Origin of the sequence: Pseudomonas sp. RA_15y_Pfl1_P11, assembly GCF_963970975.1 — a bacterium.
GTDB classification, from domain to species: domain Bacteria; phylum Pseudomonadota; class Gammaproteobacteria; order Pseudomonadales; family Pseudomonadaceae; genus Aquipseudomonas; species Aquipseudomonas tritici.
Genome location: NZ_CAXAOY010000001.1, coordinates 370,703 through 386,306, shown reverse-complemented (window position 1 = coordinate 386,306; position 15,604 = coordinate 370,703). Strand labels below are relative to the sequence as shown.

Genomic DNA, 15,604 nt, shown 5'->3' with positions numbered 1-15,604 from the left:
CTCCCACATTAGGCCTCATACAACCGTTACAGCGGCTTATCTTCCAGACGCGCCTGAGCCTGGGTCGCACTCCAATCCGTCAACAGGCTGTAGGCCACCGCCAGCAAGGTCGGGCCGATAAACAGGCCGATAAAACCAAAGGCAATCAAGCCACCGAACACGCCGAGCAGCACAATGACCAGCGGCAGGTTGCCGCCCCGACTGATCAGGTAGGGCTTGAGCACGTTGTCCACGCCGCTGATGATGAACGTGCCCCATACACCGAGGAACACCGCATAGGTGTAATCGCCTTTCCAGGCCAGCCAGGCCGTGGCAGGGATCCACACCAGCGGCGGGCCCATGGGGATCAGGCTGAGCAGGAAGGTGACGACGCCCAGCACCAGCGCGCCCGGTACGCCGGCGATCAGAAAGCCGATCAGTGCCAGCACCGCCTGGGCGGCGGCGGTGCCAATCACGCCGTTGACCACCCGTTGTACGGTGCCAGCCACCAGTTCGATGTAGTAGCCCGCGCGTTCGCCGATCAAGCGTTCCAATAAACGGTGGACGAACATCGCCAAGCGCGGCCCGTCTCGATAGAAAAAGAACACGAACACCAGGCTCAACGTCAGTTCAAGAATGCCGCCGCCGATCTGCGCACTGCGCGCCAGCAACCAATTGCCAACCTGCCCCAGGTACGGTTTGATGCTGACCATCAAGGCCGCGCCTTGTTGGTCGATGCTGTCCCAGGTTGCCACCAGCCGCTCGCCGACAAAGGGAATCGAACCGAGCCAGGTGGGCGCCGCCGGCAAGCCGTCGACCTGGATATCCTTGATCAACGCCACCGCGTCGCGCACATGGTCCGCGAGGTTGAAGCCCATCCACACCAGCGGCACCGCCACCAGCAAGATCCAGCCCAGCGTCAGGATGGCGGCCGCCAAAGACTCCCGGCCGCCGAGCCAACGCGTGAGCAGGACCATCAGTGGCCAACTGGCAAACGCCAGCACCGCGCCCCAGAACAGCGCCGACCAGAACGGCGCCATCACCCATAGACTGGCACCAAACAGCACCAGCAGCAGGATTTGCACCAGTAGGCGATCGTTATTGAGCATGGGGTATCTCTAGAAGAAGGCTTAGGAAGACAGCTTAGGCGAACGAAGCGGGTCCGTTCGCCTGGTCACGCCTAGCGTATCAGATGCACGCGCAGGCCTTTGGCATCACCGGCGCCGGTTTCCAGGCGAGCAGCGCGCACGCCTTTGTCGATCAGGCCCTGGCGCCACGCTTCGGCGTTCGGCCCGGTCAAACTGACGCGCAACGTGGTGTCGAGGTTCAACCCACGGGAAATCAAGGTCAGCCAGGTGGTGTCGGGTGCGCCGGCGAGCGCGGGGAAGTCCAGCTCACCGGTGCTTTTCAGCTCGCGCGACAGGGTCGCCGAGGTCGGCAATAGATGGCCCAATGGCGCGCTGGCGTCCAATTGCTCCACATGCAGATAGGCGCGGCGATTGCCCCGGGTGATGCCATAGAGCGCGACCAGGGAGTTGGCCTGTGGCTCGGCCAGACGCAGCAACACGTATTCCTGCTGGCTGTCGGCGCCGACCAACTTGGCGTTGCCGAAAATCTCATTGGCCCACAGGCTGCTTTCACCACAATCGCGGGCATTGCACCAGAATAACAACTGCGCGCCCTTTTCCTGCAACGCTTCACGCGTCGCGGTAAACGCGGCGCTGGAGCTGTGTTCGGCGGGCAACTCATAGGTGATGGCGGTGGCTTGGCCGCGCGCGATGGCCTGGTCTTCATAGCGCAACTGGCCGCTGATCTTGCGGATCGCGCCCATGGGGTAGATCCGTTCTTTTTCTTCAGCGGGCCGGTAATCGACGATTTGCGAATCGACCTGGCGGGCCACGGCGGGCAGGTCCTGGCTACCCGGTAGGTCGGCGGCGAATACCAACGGGCTAAGCAGGCTTAAGCCCAAGACACGGATACATCCGTTACGCACGCTCATAAGATCAACGAGCCCTGGCCATCGTTGGTCATAGCGATGTCGAAGTTGTTCATGGTTGACTCCTTTTCAATCCGCCCAGCCTCGGCAGTTGACCGCCCCAAGTCAAGGCGCTCGGAAGAACCGATTGAAACAGTCTGCAACAAGGAGCGCCCCAGACTCATCATTCAGGTGCAAATGATGGCCACCGGGCAGCGTGGTCACGGTAAAGGGTAGCTGGGAAAGCAATTCGGGATGTTTCGCCAGCATGCCGTCGGCAGCGACCACTAACTGCGTAGGGCACCTTACGCGCCGCACGAAGGCCATGGCTTGTTCGTCGGTCAGGCGCATCGGCGAAGCCAGGGTCAGGCGGCTATCGGTACGCCAGGTGTAACCACCCGGCACCGGCATCAAACCGCGCTGGGCCAGCAGTTCTGCGGCTTCGCGACTGACCGCTACCACGCCTTTCATGCGCGCTTCGACGGCGCTATCCAGGGTGTTATAGACCGGCTTGCGCTTGTCCTGCAGGTTCAATTGCGCTTGCAACGCCATGCCCAGCCGCTCGGCGGCGTTCTCACCGTTGGCCGTCGGCGGGATGACGCCGTCGATCAATCCCAGGTGCGTTACGCGCTCCGGCAACGCACCGGCGAGCACCAGAGACACGATAGCGCCGAGAGAGTGACCAAGTAATGCAAAACGTTTCCACCCGAGTTGCTCGGCGACTTGCAGCACGTCATAGACGTAATCCCACAAGGCATAACCGGCGCCTGTAGGACGATGCGCCGAATGCCCGTGCCCGGCCATATCCAGCGCAACGACGCGCAAACCCTGAAGTTTCGGGGCCAGTCGCGCAAAGCTGTTGGCGTTGTCCAGCCAGCCATGCAGCGCGATCACCGGCACACCGTCCTCGGGGCCGAACAGGTGGGCCGCCAGTTCGATATGCGGCAGGCTCAGGCGGACGTCCTCGACGGGTGTGCTCATGCGCAACTACGCTCGCGCGTTTCCCAGCGGGAGAACAGGTTCTTGATCAAGGTCGCGGTGTCTTGGGGGCGCTCAAGGGGGAACATATGGCCGCCGGGCATGGTGAGCATTTCACCCATGGGCAGACGTCCGACGCCGCTGGCGTGGTGACGCATCACTACGCGGCTCTGTCGGCCGCGCACCACCGCCAGCGGCACCTTCAGTTGGCGCACCTGGCCCGGGCTGGTGTGCGGCACGCCACGGTAGATGCTGATTTCTGTGGCCGGGTCAAAGCGCAGGCGCAGGCGATCACCCACCTGATACAAACCATGTTGCAGGTAAGCGTCGAAGCATTCCGGGTCAAAGCCACGGAACAAGGTCTTGCCGGCGAAGTAACTGCGCGCAGCCTCTAGGTCGGTAAATTCCTCGCGACGGCCCAGGGTGCGTCCAGCCGGGGTCAGGCGGTCGATGAAACCCAAGCGCTTGGCCGCGCGAATTACCCAGCGGTCGGCGCGGGTCAGCACCGGCGAATCGAGCATCACCACACCGCGATACAACTGCGGGCAACGCATGGCCGCGTGCAGATGCAACACGCCGCCCAAGGAATGGCCCACGCCCCACACCGGTTCCGGCTGCTGCTCAAGGTGGTGGATCAACTCGTCCACCAGGTTCTGCCAATTATCATCCACCGGAAACCTGGGATCATGACCGTGCTGCGGCAGATGAGCCACCTTGTATTCCGGGGCCAGGGCGGCAAACAGCTTGCCGTAGGTGGCCGAAGGGAAGCCATTGGCGTGGGCAAAAAACACATGCTGCGACATACCGGATCCATCTACAAAAACAGAGATTGATTGTCACCATGCCTGGCCGGCACAGCAATGACTGTAACTGCCAGGAATGATGACACTCACGCCACGCCTATCGCGCCGGGAGGTTCTCGCCCAGCGGTACCACCGCCATGGTCAGGCGCGAGATACAACTGGCTTTGCCATCGTCGCTGGTCAAGCGGATGTCCCACACCTGAGTAGTGCGGCCGATGTGAATCGCGCGCGCCACGGCAGTCACCCGCCCGCTGCGCACACCACGCAGGTGGTTGGCGTTGACCTCAAGGCCGACGCAATAGAACTTGGCGGGATCAATACACAGGTAGGCGGCCGTCGAGCCGACGGTTTCTGCCAACACCACCGACGCACCACCGTGCAGCAAGCCGTAGGGTTGATGGGTGCGATGATCGACCACCATGCTGGCGGTCAGGGACTCGTCGTCCACGCTGTCGAAGCGAATATCCAGCAGCTCACCGATGGTGTTTTTCTGCATGGCATTGAGTTGCTCGATATTCGGCTGGGTGCGCCACAGGCTCATACAAGTGTCCTTCTTGGTTTTATGATGGGCCTAATCCTGCCACAGAACCGATTCGGAACGCTCGCTCCACGCCTGCAATTGTGCACCGTAGGTCGATTCGATCACGTTGCGCTTGATCTTCAGGGTCGGGGTCAGAAAGCCGTTTTCCACCGCCCAGTTTTCGTTCACCACCACCAGTTGACGCAAACGCTCATGCTTGTCCAAGGCGCCGTTGACCTGTTCCAACAGGCGCTCAAGGCTGCTGCGCAGCACTTGCCGGTCCTGGCTCCCCGCCGACAGCACACACAGGCCGATTGGCGCAGCCAGGCCGTCGCCCACTACGCACACCTGCTCGATGCGCGAGTGTTCGGCCAGGCGGTTTTCGATCGGCGCCGGGGCTACGTATTTGCCTTTGCTGGTCTTGAAGATTTCCTTGAGCCGCCCGGTCAGGCGCAAACGGCCATCGGCATCCTGCTCGCCCTTGTCGCCGGTACGCAAGAAACCATCGGCGGTGAGGGTCTCGCAGGTTTTCTGTGGGTCCTTGAAGTAGCCGAGCATGGTCGCACCGCTGCGCACCTGCACTTCGCCCGAGGGGTCGATGCGCACTTCAACACCGGGGCACGGCAGGCCAATCCAGCCGAGGATCTGCTGGCCGGGACGACACACATGGGAGTAGCCGCAGCTCTCGGTCATGCCATACACCTCGAGCACATCCAGGCCCAGGCGTTGGTACCAGCGCAGCAGCGCCTCAGGCACGGGCGCCGCGCCGGACAGTGCGATGCGCAACGCGTCCAGGCCCAGGCCGGCAAGTACCTTGTGGCCTACACGTTTGCCGATAAAGGGCAGGCGCAGCAAGGTATCGAGGCGCTTTTGCGGGATCTTGGCGTAGACGCCCATCTGGAATTTGCTCCAGATCCGCGGCACGCCAAACAGTGCGGTCGGACGCGCCCTACGCAGATCGGTCAAAAAAGTATCCAGGCTTTCTGCGAAATAAACCGTTTGCCCAGTGTAAATCGACGCCATCTCCACAAACATCCGCTCCGCCACATGGCACAACGGCAGGTAGGACAACAGCCGGTCGCCCTCCCCCAGCCCAAATAACTCGGTGCCGCGGGTGGCGGCAAACCCCAAGGCGCCAAAGCTGTGCATCACGCCTTTGGGCAGGCCGGTGGTGCCGGAGGTATAGATGATGGTGGCCAGGTCCGAAGCGGCAGGCTGGGGGTCGTCATGAATCGACGGGCAGGCTTGCAAGTCGGCCCAACTGAAATCGAACGCGCCCGACGGGCACAGTGGCAGGCTGATGGTCGGCACACCCGCCGGCACACCGGGTGCCATGGCGGGCCAATCGTCGAGCTTGCCGATAAACACCAGTGCCGCCTCGGAATGGCTGAGCACATGGGCAACGGAGTCGGCGGTGAGGTTGGGGTACAGCGGCACAGAGACGTGCCCGGCCATCCAGATCGCCAGGTCGGCAATGATCCAGTGCGCGCAGTTTTTCGAGATCAGGGCAATGTGCGAGCCCTGGGGCAACTCGCGAGCACGCAGCCACTGCGCGGCGCAACGGGCCTGGTGGCCGACATCGCCCCAACTGAGGCGTTGCACCTCGCTGCCGCCAACGGGCTGGACCAGAAAGGTCTGACGCGGGTGGCGCGCTTCACGTTCAAAGAAGACCTGCAACGGCAAACGAAAAGCGACGGGCATGGGACGCGCTCCTTTGTGGTCCGACGATAGCCAACCAAGCACTTGCTTGGTTGAATATATAGCACACACAAAGCAGCGATATAGCCTACGGGTGTTTCACACCGACCAGGCTCATCAGCCCCGCCAGCGGGAAATCCCCCTCCAGTTCCGCCAGGCTGGCGGTGTGCATCGGCTGCGGCTGACGCTGGTGACCATGCTGCAGAAAGCTGATCAGGCTGCCCACCAACGGCTGGTGGCTGACCAGCAGCACGTTGTCATCGGTGTCGAGCTTTTCCAGCACCTGCAAAGGATTGCCCTCCGGCGTCAGCCACGGCACCGTGCGAATATCCGGCTCGAAACCCAAGGCCTCACGCACCAGGTGCGCGGTCTGCTGCGCCCGCACATAGGGGCTGGCGATGATGGCGCTGAGGGGTTGGCCAATCAGGTGCGCAGCACTGCGCAACACTTCGGCGCGCCCGTGTTCGGTGAGGTTGCGCTGAGCGTCGGAGGGGGCATGGGCTTCTGCTTCGCCGTGACGCAAAATCCACAACTTCACAGCTTTGGCTCCTCATCACGCACCGGGTGCGGCGCTGGCGGCACACTGTGGGCGGCTTCGCCCTCGGGTGCGCGCGGGGTCGGCCAGTCGGCGAACGGCCATGGTTTCTGTTCGGAGTGGAAGCTGCCGAAACGGCCGATCTGCGCCAGGAACTGGCTGAGGCTGTCGCCGAAGTTCATCAGGCCCAGGTTCGGTGCGCCATAGATCAAGCGGTAGATCAACTGCACCACCACCAGCGCGCCGAGCAGGAACTGAGCCACCTGCCACACCAGGGCAAACACCAGCATCCACAGAATGCGCAGGCCAATGGATTCGTACTTGGGCGCTGCTTTTGGATCGTTCATGACGCGTTCCTCAGTTGAAACCACTGGTGGAAATAAAGTCGACATCGGTTTTCGGCTCGGCGCGCATCAGCAGCTCGATGACCTGGTCCAAGGTGCGCCCTTCAAACAGGATAGCGTGCAGCCCGGCGACCAGCGGCATATACACGCCGGCCTCCTGGGCCTTGGCCTTGAGCACCTTGAGGGTGTTGACGCCTTCGGCCACTTCACCCAGGCGCGTGACCGCGTCGTCCAGGCTCAAGCCCTGGCCGAGGGCGAAACCCACCTGGTAGTTGCGGCTTTTCGGCGAGGAGCAGGTGACGATCAAGTCGCCCACACCCGCCAGCCCCAGGAAGGTCATCGGGTTGGCGCCCTGGTTCACGGCAAAACGGGTCATCTCGGCCAATGCGCGGGTGATCAGCATGCTCTTGGTGTTTTCGCCCATGCCCAGCGCCACGGCCATGCCGGCGATGATCGCATAGACGTTTTTCAGCGCACCGCCCAGTTCGACGCCAAAGCGGTCGTTGCTGGCATAGACGCGGAAGGTCCGGCCATGCAGCACGGCCTGGACGCGCTCGCAGAGCGCTTCGTCTTCACTGGCGACCACGGTGGCGGTCAGCGCGTGCTCGGCCACTTCCCGCGCCAGGTTCGGCCCGGACAGCACGCCAATGCGCGCCTGAGGAGCGATTTCTTCAAGGATTTCACTCATCAGCTTGAAGGTCTGCGCCTCGATGCCTTTAGTCAGGCTGACCAGCAGCTTGCCCGCCAGGCGTTCAGCGTGAGGCGCCAACACCGAACGCAGTGCGCTGGACGGCAGCGCGACAAAACACAGGTCGCAGGCTGTGAGGGTTTCCAGCAGGTCGGTGACAGGCTCGACCGCCGGATGAATCTTGATGCCTTTGAGGTAACGCGGGTTTTCCCGGTTAACCCGAATGGCCTCGGCCTGTTCGGGATCGCGCATCCACTGGCGCACAGCGTGACCGTTTTCGGCCAGCAAATTTGCCACGGCGGTACCAAAACTTCCGCCTCCCAGGACCGCGATAGGGCGCTGTTCAGTCATATGCAATCCGTTAATCCATACCAGTGGCGATGGCGCATTATACGGGCCGACCCGCTTGCGGCCAGCCCCCGTATCAATTCATGCGTTTGCCGGAAAATGGCAAATTTACATGAAGTAATTACAAGTCCGACGACTGGCAAAAGGCCCCACCTCAGTTAACATGGGCGGCTATCCGCAATTATCAAGGCCGTGCCGTGTATTTGGGCCCTCCTCCTCGTCTACCTCTGTGGCTGATGCTGCTGTGCAGCGCGCCGGTCATGGCCGATGACCTGTTCCTCGACAGCCAGCCCCTGCCCCAAGTGTTGACCGCCACGCGCCTCAAGCAATCGGCCGCCGCCGTGCCTGGCAGTATGACCGTGATCGACAGCCAGCTGATCAAGGCCAGTGGCGCGCGGGATATCAGTGAACTGCTGCGGCTGGTACCAGGGATGATGGTCGGCTACACCACCGGCAACCAGGCGACGGTGAACTACCATGGCACCAGTGCCAGCGATGCGCGGCGCATGCAGGTGCTGATAGACGGCCGCTCGGTGTATCGCGCGGGCCTGGCCACCGTGGACTGGAGCGACATTCCGGTCGCCATGGAAGATATCGAGCGCATCGAAGTGTTCCGCGGCCCCAACACCGTCAGCTACGGCGCCAATGCCTTGATGGCGGTCGTCAACATCCTCACGCGCTCGCCGGCCAACAGCCATGGCTCGCGGGTCAAGGTGGTGCGTGGCGCACGCGGCATCAACGACTTCTATGCCAGCCAGGGCGCAGGCTGGGAAACCGGCGACTTGCGCTTGTCCCTCTCCGGGCAACAGGACGACGGTTTCGACAGCGACGCTGCCGGCGCCGACCGCCGTGACGGCCGCCGCCTCAACCGCTTCAGCCTGGCGATCAGCCAGACGCTGAACACCCAACAGAGCATCGACGTGCAGTTGGATGCAAAGGAAGGCACCAACCAACGACCTTATACCTACACTCCAGTGTTTGCCGGGATTACCGAAGGCGGTAACAATTCCGACGTCACAGCCAAAGACTACGCGGGTTCCCTGCGCTGGAATTTTGATTTCAATCCTGACCACAGCCTGTATATCCAGGGCTCGGCCCAACAGTGGGATCGCCGGCAAATCTGGAACGCCTGTGATGCCAAGGTCTCGTTCAGCCCGGAGCTGACCCAGTTATGGCAGTTGAACCCCAATTATGCCGAACGGCTGGCCCGGCACATGGACACCTACAGCCAAGGCAGTGCGCCACCGGGCAGCCCCGCCGAGCAAGCCCTGGCCGACCAGGTGCTGGACCAATGGCGTAACGGCGCCAACCAGAGCGTGTGCGGTGACATCGACCAAAGCACTCGCGAAAGCCGCTACGACCTGGAGATTCAGGACACTCTCAGCCTGTCCGACAGCCTGCGCCTGGTCAGCGGCATGAACTACCGCTACGACCGCGCCGACTCCGACACCTATTTCAACGGCACTCTGGACGACAGCACCTGGCGTCTGTTCGGCCAGTTGGAATGGCGCGCCAGCGAACATTGGCTGCTGCAAGGCGGCGCGATGTACGAAGACACGCACCTGAGCGGCAACTCGCTGACGCCACGGGTGGCCGTCAACTACCTGATCAACCCGCGCCACGGCCTGCGCGCGGTGTATTCCGAAGCGATCCGCTCGCCGGACATGTTCGAGAACAATGTCAACTGGAGCTATCGCGTCACCAACCTCGGCTCCCCGGCCTATGGGCAGACCACCGGGCAATACTTCGTAAAGACCCGGGGCCCGGGCAACCTCGATAAAGAGATGATGAAATCGAGGGAACTAGGGTACAACGGCTTTTTTGCCGACATCGGGCTGAACATGGACGTGAAACTGTTCTACGACGAGATCACCAACATGATCAGCTCGCCGCTGCGCAATAACCAATACATTGCCAGCAACGCCAACAGCTCTCGGTTTACCGGTGCTGAATCCCAGTTCGACTGGCGCGTGAGCAACGCCGACCGCCTGCGGCTGACCTATGCTTACGTCGATGCCACCAGCAGTAACCCGCGTGATAAAGCACAAACCGCGCGTAACAGTGGCTCCGCCGGCTGGTTGCGTGAATGGGGTCAGGGCTGGTCGAGCGCGCTGTTCTACTATGGCGACGACGCACTCAACGGCTATCGCTTCGAACGGGCCGACCTGCGGGTGGCCAAGCGCATTGCCCTGGGCAAAGCCAATGTGGAGCTGGCCGGCATGCTGCAACAACGCCTCGACAACCAGCCCACCACCTGGGCCGATAACAATTATGACAGTCGCCACGTGCTCTACTTCAGCGCGGAGTTAGAGTTCTGACATGGGCGACTCGTCACGGATGACCCGTTCTTTTGTCAATACGTTCTGGCGACGCGCTGCGCTGCTCGGTTGCCTGCTGTTTGCCGCTCCTGCCTGGAGCGCCGATATCCTGCTGACCGCCGCCGAAGACGGCGCGGGCGTGCAAGCCTTTGCCCAGGCGCTGGCCCAACAACGCCCCGAAGACCACGTCACTTTCACCGCCCTCAAGGATTTACCGGCTCCCAGCCACCTGCCGGCCAACACGCGCCTGATCTTGCTCGACCTGCCCGGTCTCGACTGGCGCCTGCAGGACACCCTGGGCCCGCCGACCCTGGTGCTGCGCATCAGTCGGGTGCAGGCCCACCAGCGCCTGGGCACAACGCAGCACCCACGCATCAGCCTGTTGTGGAGCGACCCGCCGCTGGAGCGCCAATTGCGCCTGATCACCGGCATCCTTCCCCGAGCACGGCGCATCGGCGTGCTCTATGGCACCGAAAGTGAATTTCTCCTGCCCGAATTGCGCCAGCACGCCACGCCCTTGGGCCTGGAAATCGTGCCGCAGCGCTGGGACAACATAAATGACAGTCGGCCGCTACAAACCCTGTTCAGAAAAAGTGACGTGTTGCTCGGCCTCGACGACCCGCAGTTGTACAACCCGAAAACCGCGAAGAACCTGTTGCTGAGCAGCTATGCCCAGCAATTGCCGCTGGTGGGCCCAAATGCGGGCTTTGTGCGGGCCGGCAGCCTGGCCAGCACCTACAGCGACCAGGACGACTGGCTGCGCGTGCTCGACCGCGTGCTCGACCGCCTGCTCGACCATCCGCCAGCCCATTGGCCGAGTTCGCTGTATCCGGAACACTTCAAAGTCGTGGGCAACCCGCAAGTCGCGCGCTCACTGGGGATCGAACAGGTGGACGAAGCCAGCGTTGCCACGCGATTGGCCGAAGGAGAAAAACGCCCATGACCTTGCGTCGCCGTTGGGATATCAACACCCGTACCCAGCTCATCACCCTGGGCCCGGCACTGTTGCTGACGTTGCTGTTGATCAGCTTCTTTACCTTCGTGCGTATCCAGGACCTGCGCCAGGAACTGGACCACACCGGCCAATTGATCGCGAACCAACTGGCGCCCGCCACCGAATACGGGGTGATTTCCGGCAACAATGATGTGCTTGATAGCCTGTTGCGCGCCACGCTGGCCACGCCCCATGTGCGCTTCCTGGAGATCCAGGACAGCAGCGAGAACATTCTGGTGTACGTCGAGCAACCTTCAGAGCACCACGACCGTTCGCTGTCGGTAAAAGTGTTCCAGGCGCCGATTCGCCTGCAACACATCCAGTTGGGCAATGACTTCTTCCAGGACACCCTCAACGAACCCAAGGCACCGCGTGAGGACTACCTGGGCCGGGTGATCGTCGGCATGTCCAACGACGCGTTCAGCCAGCGCCAGCAGGAGATCCTGTTGAAGGCCGGCATCCTGGCGCTGTTCGCCCTGTTGTTCACCTTCCTGCTCGCACGGCGCCTGGCCGCCAGCCTGTCACAACCGATCAGCGCCATGGGCAATGCGGTGAAGGCCATCCAGCAAGGGGACTACAAGACGCCGCTGCCGATCGTGGATGATTCGGAGCTCGGCGACCTGTCGCGGCATATCAATAACCTCGCCGAAGGGCTCAATCAGGCCAGTCGCGAACAACAGCAGGCCATGGCCCAGTTGATCCAGACCCGCGAAGAAGCCGAGCGCGCCAACAACGCCAAGTCGGATTTCCTGGCGATGATGAGTCATGAGCTGCGCACGCCCATGAACGGTGTGCTGGGCATGTTGCAGTTGCTGGAAACCACCGAGATGACCGAGGAGCAGACCGAGTACGCGGCGCTGGCTTGCGAGTCCACCGAGCATTTGCTCAAGGTCATCAATGACATCCTCGACTTCTCGCGGATCGAGCGCGCCGCGCTGGAGTTGGAGCACATTCCGTTCAACCTCGCGGACCTGATCAACAACTGCGCCCAGGCCTTCCAGCACAGCGCGCAGCAGCGTGGGTTAGCGCTGCAGCTGTCGATCCCGCAAGGAATGGACGCCTTGCGCGTGCAGGGCGACCCGACGCGGATCCGCCAAATCCTGGTGAACCTGATCGGCAACGCACTGAAGTTCACCGAGCACGGCGCGGTCAGCGTTGAACCCCAGTGGCAGACCCTCGACCATGAGCTGGTGTGGTTCACCTGTACCGTGCGTGACAGTGGCATCGGGATTTCCACCGAGCGCCTGGAGTTGATGTTCGATGCATTCCAGCAAGCCGACAGTTCCATTTCAAGACGTTACGGCGGCACCGGCCTGGGACTGCCCATCGCCCGTACCCTCGCTGAACGCATGGGCGGCACCCTGCGCGCCCAGAGCGAAGAAGGCCGTGGCTCGTTGTTCACCCTGGAAATTCCCCTGGCCATTGATCAGCAGAGCTTGCCGACCATCGCTACCGACGCCGACGGCAAAGGCAGCGCCGGCGATGGCCGCCATGTCCTGCTGGTGGAAGATAACCCAGTCAACCGCACCGTGGTCGAAGCCATGCTGCGCAGCCTGGGCTTCGCAGTGAGCATTGCCACCGACGGCGCCGAGGCGATCCGTAGCGCCGAAAGCCTGATTTTCACGGCGATCCTGATGGATTGCCGGCTGCCGCTGATCGATGGCTACGAAGCCACCCGGCAGATTCGCCAATTGCCGGGGTGCGCTGACCTGCCGATCATCGCCCTGACCGCCAACGCCTTGCAGGGTGACCGTGAAGCCTGTCTTGCAGCCGGAATGAACGATTACCTGGCCAAGCCGTTCAAACGCACGGATTTGCAGCAAATACTGCAACGTTGGGTGCAATAGCGCCGCGCCATCAGCCAACTCCGACTGGCGTGAAAGGCGAAAGTGCGGCAGTCTTAGGCACCCGAACGGGCCCATAAACAGACCCGGTTTAAAATTTCAGTGAACAAGTGTACATTCAGTGCCTTGCCGCTGTGACTTTCACTACAACGCAATAGTCTATGTGTAGGCTGCCGACATGAGGCATGAACGCTTCATTCGGTTCGGGAAGATTTGCCCTACCCTGCCGCATGGGATTATTGAGGAGCTCGCATGACCAAACAAAACGCCTTTACTCGGGAAGACCTGCTGCGCTGCAGTCGCGGTGAGCTGTTCGGCCCAGGTAACGCGCAACTGCCCGCCCCGAACATGCTGATGGTGGATCGAATCACCCATATCAGCGAAGAAGGTGGCAAGTACGGCAAAGGTGAATTGGTCGCCGAGCTGGATATCACCCCGGACCTGTGGTTCTTCGCCTGCCATTTCGAAGGTGACCCGGTGATGCCAGGCTGCCTGGGCCTTGACGCCATGTGGCAACTGGTTGGCTTCTACCTGGGCTGGCAAGGCCTGCCGGGTCGCGGTCGCGCCCTGGGGTCAGGCGAAGTGAAATTCTTTGGCCAGGTCTTGCCGACCGCCAAGAAAGTCACCTACAACATTCAAATCAAGCGCGTCCTCAAGGGCAAGCTGAACCTGGCTATCGCTGACGGTTCGGTGACTGTCGACGGTCGCGAGATCTATACTGCCGAAGGCCTTCGAGTCGGCGTATTCACTTCCACTGACAACTTTTAAGGGTTATCCGCATGCGCCGCGTCGTTATCACTGGTCTGGGCATCGTTTCTTGCCTGGGCAATGACAAAGAGACCGTCACCGCTAACCTGCGTGCAAGTCGCCCTGGCATCCGCTTCAACCCGGAATATGCCGAAATGGGTCTGCGTAGCCAGGTTTCCGGCTCCATCGACCTGCCCCTCGAAGAACTGATCGATCGCAAGATCTATCGCTTCGTCGGCCACGCAGCCGCCTACGCCTACCTGGCGATGAAAGACGCGATCGCCGACTCCGGCCTGAGCGAAGACCAGGTATCCAACGTACGCACCGGCCTGATCGCTGGCTCCGGCGGCGCATCGACCCTCAACCAGATGGAAGCGCTGGACATCCTGCGCGAAAAAGGCGTGAAGCGCGTTGGCCCGTACCGTGTTACGCGGACCATGGGCAGTACCGTTTCGGCCTGCCTGGCCACGCCATTTGCAATCAAGGGCGTGAACTACTCGATCTCCTCCGCCTGCGCCACCAGTGCTCACTGCATCGGGACTGCCGTTGAGCAGATCCAGCTGGGCAAGCAGGACATCGTGTTCGCCGGCGGCGGTGAAGAAGAGCATTGGAGCCAATCGTTCCTGTTCGACGCCATGGGTGCACTGTCCACCCAGTACAACGAAACCCCGGAAAAGGCCTCCCGCGCCTACGACGCCAAGCGTGACGGTTTCGTCATTGCCGGCGGTGGTGGCATGGTGGTGGTCGAGGAGCTGGAACACGCTCTGGCCCGTGGTGCCAAGATCTACGCGGAAATCGTTGGCTACGGCGCGACGTCCGATGGCTACGACATGGTTGCACCAAGCGGTGAAGGCGCCATCCGCTGCATGCAAATGGCAATGTCTACCGTTGACACCCCAATCGACTACCTGAATACCCACGGCACGTCGACTCCGGTCGGTGACGCCAAGGAAATGGAAGGCGTGCGTGCGGTTTTCGGCGACAAGGCCCCGGCCATCAGCTCTACCAAGAGCCTGTCCGGTCACTCCCTGGGCGCCGCTGGCGTTCACGAAGCGATCTACTGCCTGCTGATGATGGAAGGCAACTTCATGGCCGGCTCGGCCAACATCGACGAGATTGATCCGGTTGTGGCTGATATGCCAATCCTGACCAAGACCGTTGAAAACGCCAAGATCGACACCGTGATGAGCAACAGCTTCGGCTTTGGTGGCACTAACGCTACCCTGGTGCTGAAACGCTGGCAGGGTAAATAAACCTCGCAGTTTGATCATATGAAAAGCCCCGACTGGTTCGGGGCTTTTTTGTGGGTCACTGAATTTGAGATCGTGCTGCGCTACACAGAAAACCGCGCCACCATCGAATTCAAATCCACCGCCAACCGCGACAACTCCTGGCTCGCCGCACTCGCCTGATTCGCCCCCTCGATGTCTGATGCGCCAGATCGCGAACGTTCATCAAATTGCGATCCACTTCCCGCGCCACTGCCGCCTGTTGCTCAGACGCACTGGCAATCACCAGGTTACGCTCATTGATGAGGGTAAACGCCGAGGCAATTTCCTCCAGCGCCGTGCCCGCCGAGGTCACACAGCTGAGTTCTTCAGAGGCCGACGCCAACTGGTTGGAAGACGCGGAGATACGCCGGATGGTGTCGCGCAAGTTCTCCTGCATGCCCTTGAGCGCCCGCTGCAAGCGCGCCGGCTCGTCGCGGCCACTCACGCCGACCTCACCGGTCAAGTCTCCGCTGGCCACGCCCTGGGCGACTTTCAACGACTACGCCAACGGCTGCACGATACTGCGTGTCAGCAAAACCGCCCAGGGCAAACACCATCAACG

Annotated in this window: 14 protein-coding genes and 1 pseudogene; 5 read left to right on the top strand and 10 right to left on the bottom strand. The window is 61.7% G+C overall.

Annotated features, from left to right (window positions below; all coding sequences use genetic code 11):
* Nucleotides 1-26: 26 nt before the first annotated feature.
* From AACY44_RS01835 to AACY44_RS01795, 9 genes are all read right to left on the bottom strand, one after another.
* Entirely contained in the window at nt 27-1,088 is a 1,062-nt protein-coding gene (locus AACY44_RS01835) for an AI-2E family transporter (protein ID WP_339414656.1), read from the bottom strand.
* Between the two features lie 71 nt (nt 1,089-1,159).
* On the bottom strand, nt 1,160-1,978 hold the full coding sequence (locus AACY44_RS01830; protein ID WP_339414657.1) for a DUF4892 domain-containing protein: 819 nt from the start codon (nt 1,976-1,978) through the stop codon (nt 1,160-1,162).
* Between the two features lie 102 nt (nt 1,979-2,080).
* Nucleotides 2,081-2,935 carry an alpha/beta hydrolase gene (locus AACY44_RS01825; protein WP_339414658.1) on the bottom strand — a complete coding sequence of 285 codons (855 nt, stop codon included), beginning with the start codon at nt 2,933-2,935 and terminating at the stop codon, nt 2,081-2,083.
* Nucleotides 2,932-3,735, bottom strand: coding sequence for an alpha/beta fold hydrolase (locus AACY44_RS01820; protein ID WP_339414660.1), 804 nt, complete (start codon nt 3,733-3,735; stop codon nt 2,932-2,934). The genes AACY44_RS01825 and AACY44_RS01820 overlap by 4 nt, the downstream gene beginning before the upstream one ends.
* Before the next feature lie 97 nt (nt 3,736-3,832).
* On the bottom strand, nt 3,833-4,276 hold the full coding sequence (locus AACY44_RS01815) for a hotdog fold thioesterase (protein WP_339436681.1): 444 nt from the start codon (nt 4,274-4,276) through the stop codon (nt 3,833-3,835).
* Between the two features lie 30 nt (nt 4,277-4,306).
* Entirely contained in the window at nt 4,307-5,956 is a 1,650-nt protein-coding gene (locus tag AACY44_RS01810) for an AMP-binding protein (RefSeq protein WP_339529699.1), read from the bottom strand.
* Nucleotides 5,957-6,041: 85 nt separating this feature from the next.
* Nucleotides 6,042-6,491, bottom strand: coding sequence for a phosphohistidine phosphatase SixA (sixA, locus tag AACY44_RS01805; RefSeq protein WP_339427796.1), 450 nt, complete (start codon nt 6,489-6,491; stop codon nt 6,042-6,044).
* Nucleotides 6,488-6,835: a DUF4389 domain-containing protein gene (locus AACY44_RS01800; protein WP_339414664.1), complete on the bottom strand. Its 348-nt coding sequence runs from the start codon at nt 6,833-6,835 to the stop codon at nt 6,488-6,490. Before AACY44_RS01800 ends, sixA begins: the two co-directional genes overlap by 4 nt.
* A 10-nt stretch (nt 6,836-6,845) precedes the next feature.
* Nucleotides 6,846-7,871, bottom strand: coding sequence for an NAD(P)H-dependent glycerol-3-phosphate dehydrogenase (locus AACY44_RS01795; RefSeq protein WP_049709214.1), 1,026 nt, complete (start codon nt 7,869-7,871; stop codon nt 6,846-6,848).
* Between the two features lie 194 nt (nt 7,872-8,065).
* On the opposite strand from AACY44_RS01795, the gene AACY44_RS01790 reads away from it, so the two are divergent.
* From AACY44_RS01790 to fabB, 5 genes are all read left to right on the top strand, one after another.
* Nucleotides 8,066-10,186 carry a TonB-dependent receptor plug domain-containing protein gene (locus AACY44_RS01790; protein WP_339436680.1) on the top strand — a complete coding sequence of 707 codons (2,121 nt, stop codon included), beginning with the start codon at nt 8,066-8,068 and terminating at the stop codon, nt 10,184-10,186.
* Between the two features lies 1 nt (nt 10,187).
* On the top strand, nt 10,188-11,129 hold the full coding sequence (locus AACY44_RS01785) for an ABC transporter substrate-binding protein (RefSeq protein ID WP_339529697.1): 942 nt from the start codon (nt 10,188-10,190) through the stop codon (nt 11,127-11,129).
* Nucleotides 11,126-13,027 carry an ATP-binding protein gene (locus AACY44_RS01780; protein WP_339427795.1) on the top strand — a complete coding sequence of 634 codons (1,902 nt, stop codon included), beginning with the start codon at nt 11,126-11,128 and terminating at the stop codon, nt 13,025-13,027. Before AACY44_RS01785 ends, AACY44_RS01780 begins: the two co-directional genes overlap by 4 nt.
* A 249-nt stretch (nt 13,028-13,276) precedes the next feature.
* Nucleotides 13,277-13,792, top strand: a complete 516-nt coding sequence (gene fabA / locus AACY44_RS01775; RefSeq protein WP_003210552.1) for a 3-hydroxyacyl-[acyl-carrier-protein] dehydratase FabA — start codon at nt 13,277-13,279, stop codon at nt 13,790-13,792.
* Between the two features lie 11 nt (nt 13,793-13,803).
* The gene (fabB, locus tag AACY44_RS01770; RefSeq protein ID WP_012723103.1) at nt 13,804-15,024 is read left to right on the top strand and encodes a beta-ketoacyl-ACP synthase I; all 1,221 of its coding nucleotides are present in this window, start codon (nt 13,804-13,806) and stop codon (nt 15,022-15,024) included.
* 80 nt (nt 15,025-15,104) lie between these two features.
* On the opposite strand, the pseudogene AACY44_RS01765 reads toward fabB, so the two are convergent.
* Nucleotides 15,105-15,583: pseudogene (locus tag AACY44_RS01765) on the bottom strand (HAMP domain-containing protein); the annotation flags it as partial.
* Between the last annotated feature and the right edge of the window lie 21 nt (nt 15,584-15,604).

Excerpts from the sequence above, each read along its gene's own strand:
- AACY44_RS01780 (WP_339427795.1), top strand. The coding sequence starts at position 11,126 with ATGACCTTGCGTCGCCGTTGGGATATCAACACCCGTACCCAGCTCATC.
- AACY44_RS01820 (WP_339414660.1), bottom strand. The coding sequence starts at position 3,735 with ATGTCGCAGCATGTGTTTTTTGCCCACGCCAATGGCTTCCCTTCGGCC.
- AACY44_RS01785 (WP_339529697.1), top strand. The coding sequence starts at position 10,188 with ATGGGCGACTCGTCACGGATGACCCGTTCTTTTGTCAATACGTTCTGG.
- fabA (WP_003210552.1), top strand. The coding sequence starts at position 13,277 with ATGACCAAACAAAACGCCTTTACTCGGGAAGACCTGCTGCGCTGCAGT.
- AACY44_RS01800 (WP_339414664.1), bottom strand. The coding sequence starts at position 6,835 with ATGAACGATCCAAAAGCAGCGCCCAAGTACGAATCCATTGGCCTGCGC.
- fabB (WP_012723103.1), top strand. The coding sequence starts at position 13,804 with ATGCGCCGCGTCGTTATCACTGGTCTGGGCATCGTTTCTTGCCTGGGC.
- AACY44_RS01825 (WP_339414658.1), bottom strand. The coding sequence starts at position 2,935 with ATGAGCACACCCGTCGAGGACGTCCGCCTGAGCCTGCCGCATATCGAA.
- AACY44_RS01795 (WP_049709214.1), bottom strand. The coding sequence starts at position 7,871 with ATGACTGAACAGCGCCCTATCGCGGTCCTGGGAGGCGGAAGTTTTGGT.
- AACY44_RS01835 (WP_339414656.1), bottom strand. The coding sequence starts at position 1,088 with ATGCTCAATAACGATCGCCTACTGGTGCAAATCCTGCTGCTGGTGCTG.
- AACY44_RS01815 (WP_339436681.1), bottom strand. The coding sequence starts at position 4,276 with ATGAGCCTGTGGCGCACCCAGCCGAATATCGAGCAACTCAATGCCATG.
- AACY44_RS01810 (WP_339529699.1), bottom strand. The coding sequence starts at position 5,956 with ATGCCCGTCGCTTTTCGTTTGCCGTTGCAGGTCTTCTTTGAACGTGAA.
- AACY44_RS01830 (WP_339414657.1), bottom strand. The coding sequence starts at position 1,978 with ATGAGCGTGCGTAACGGATGTATCCGTGTCTTGGGCTTAAGCCTGCTT.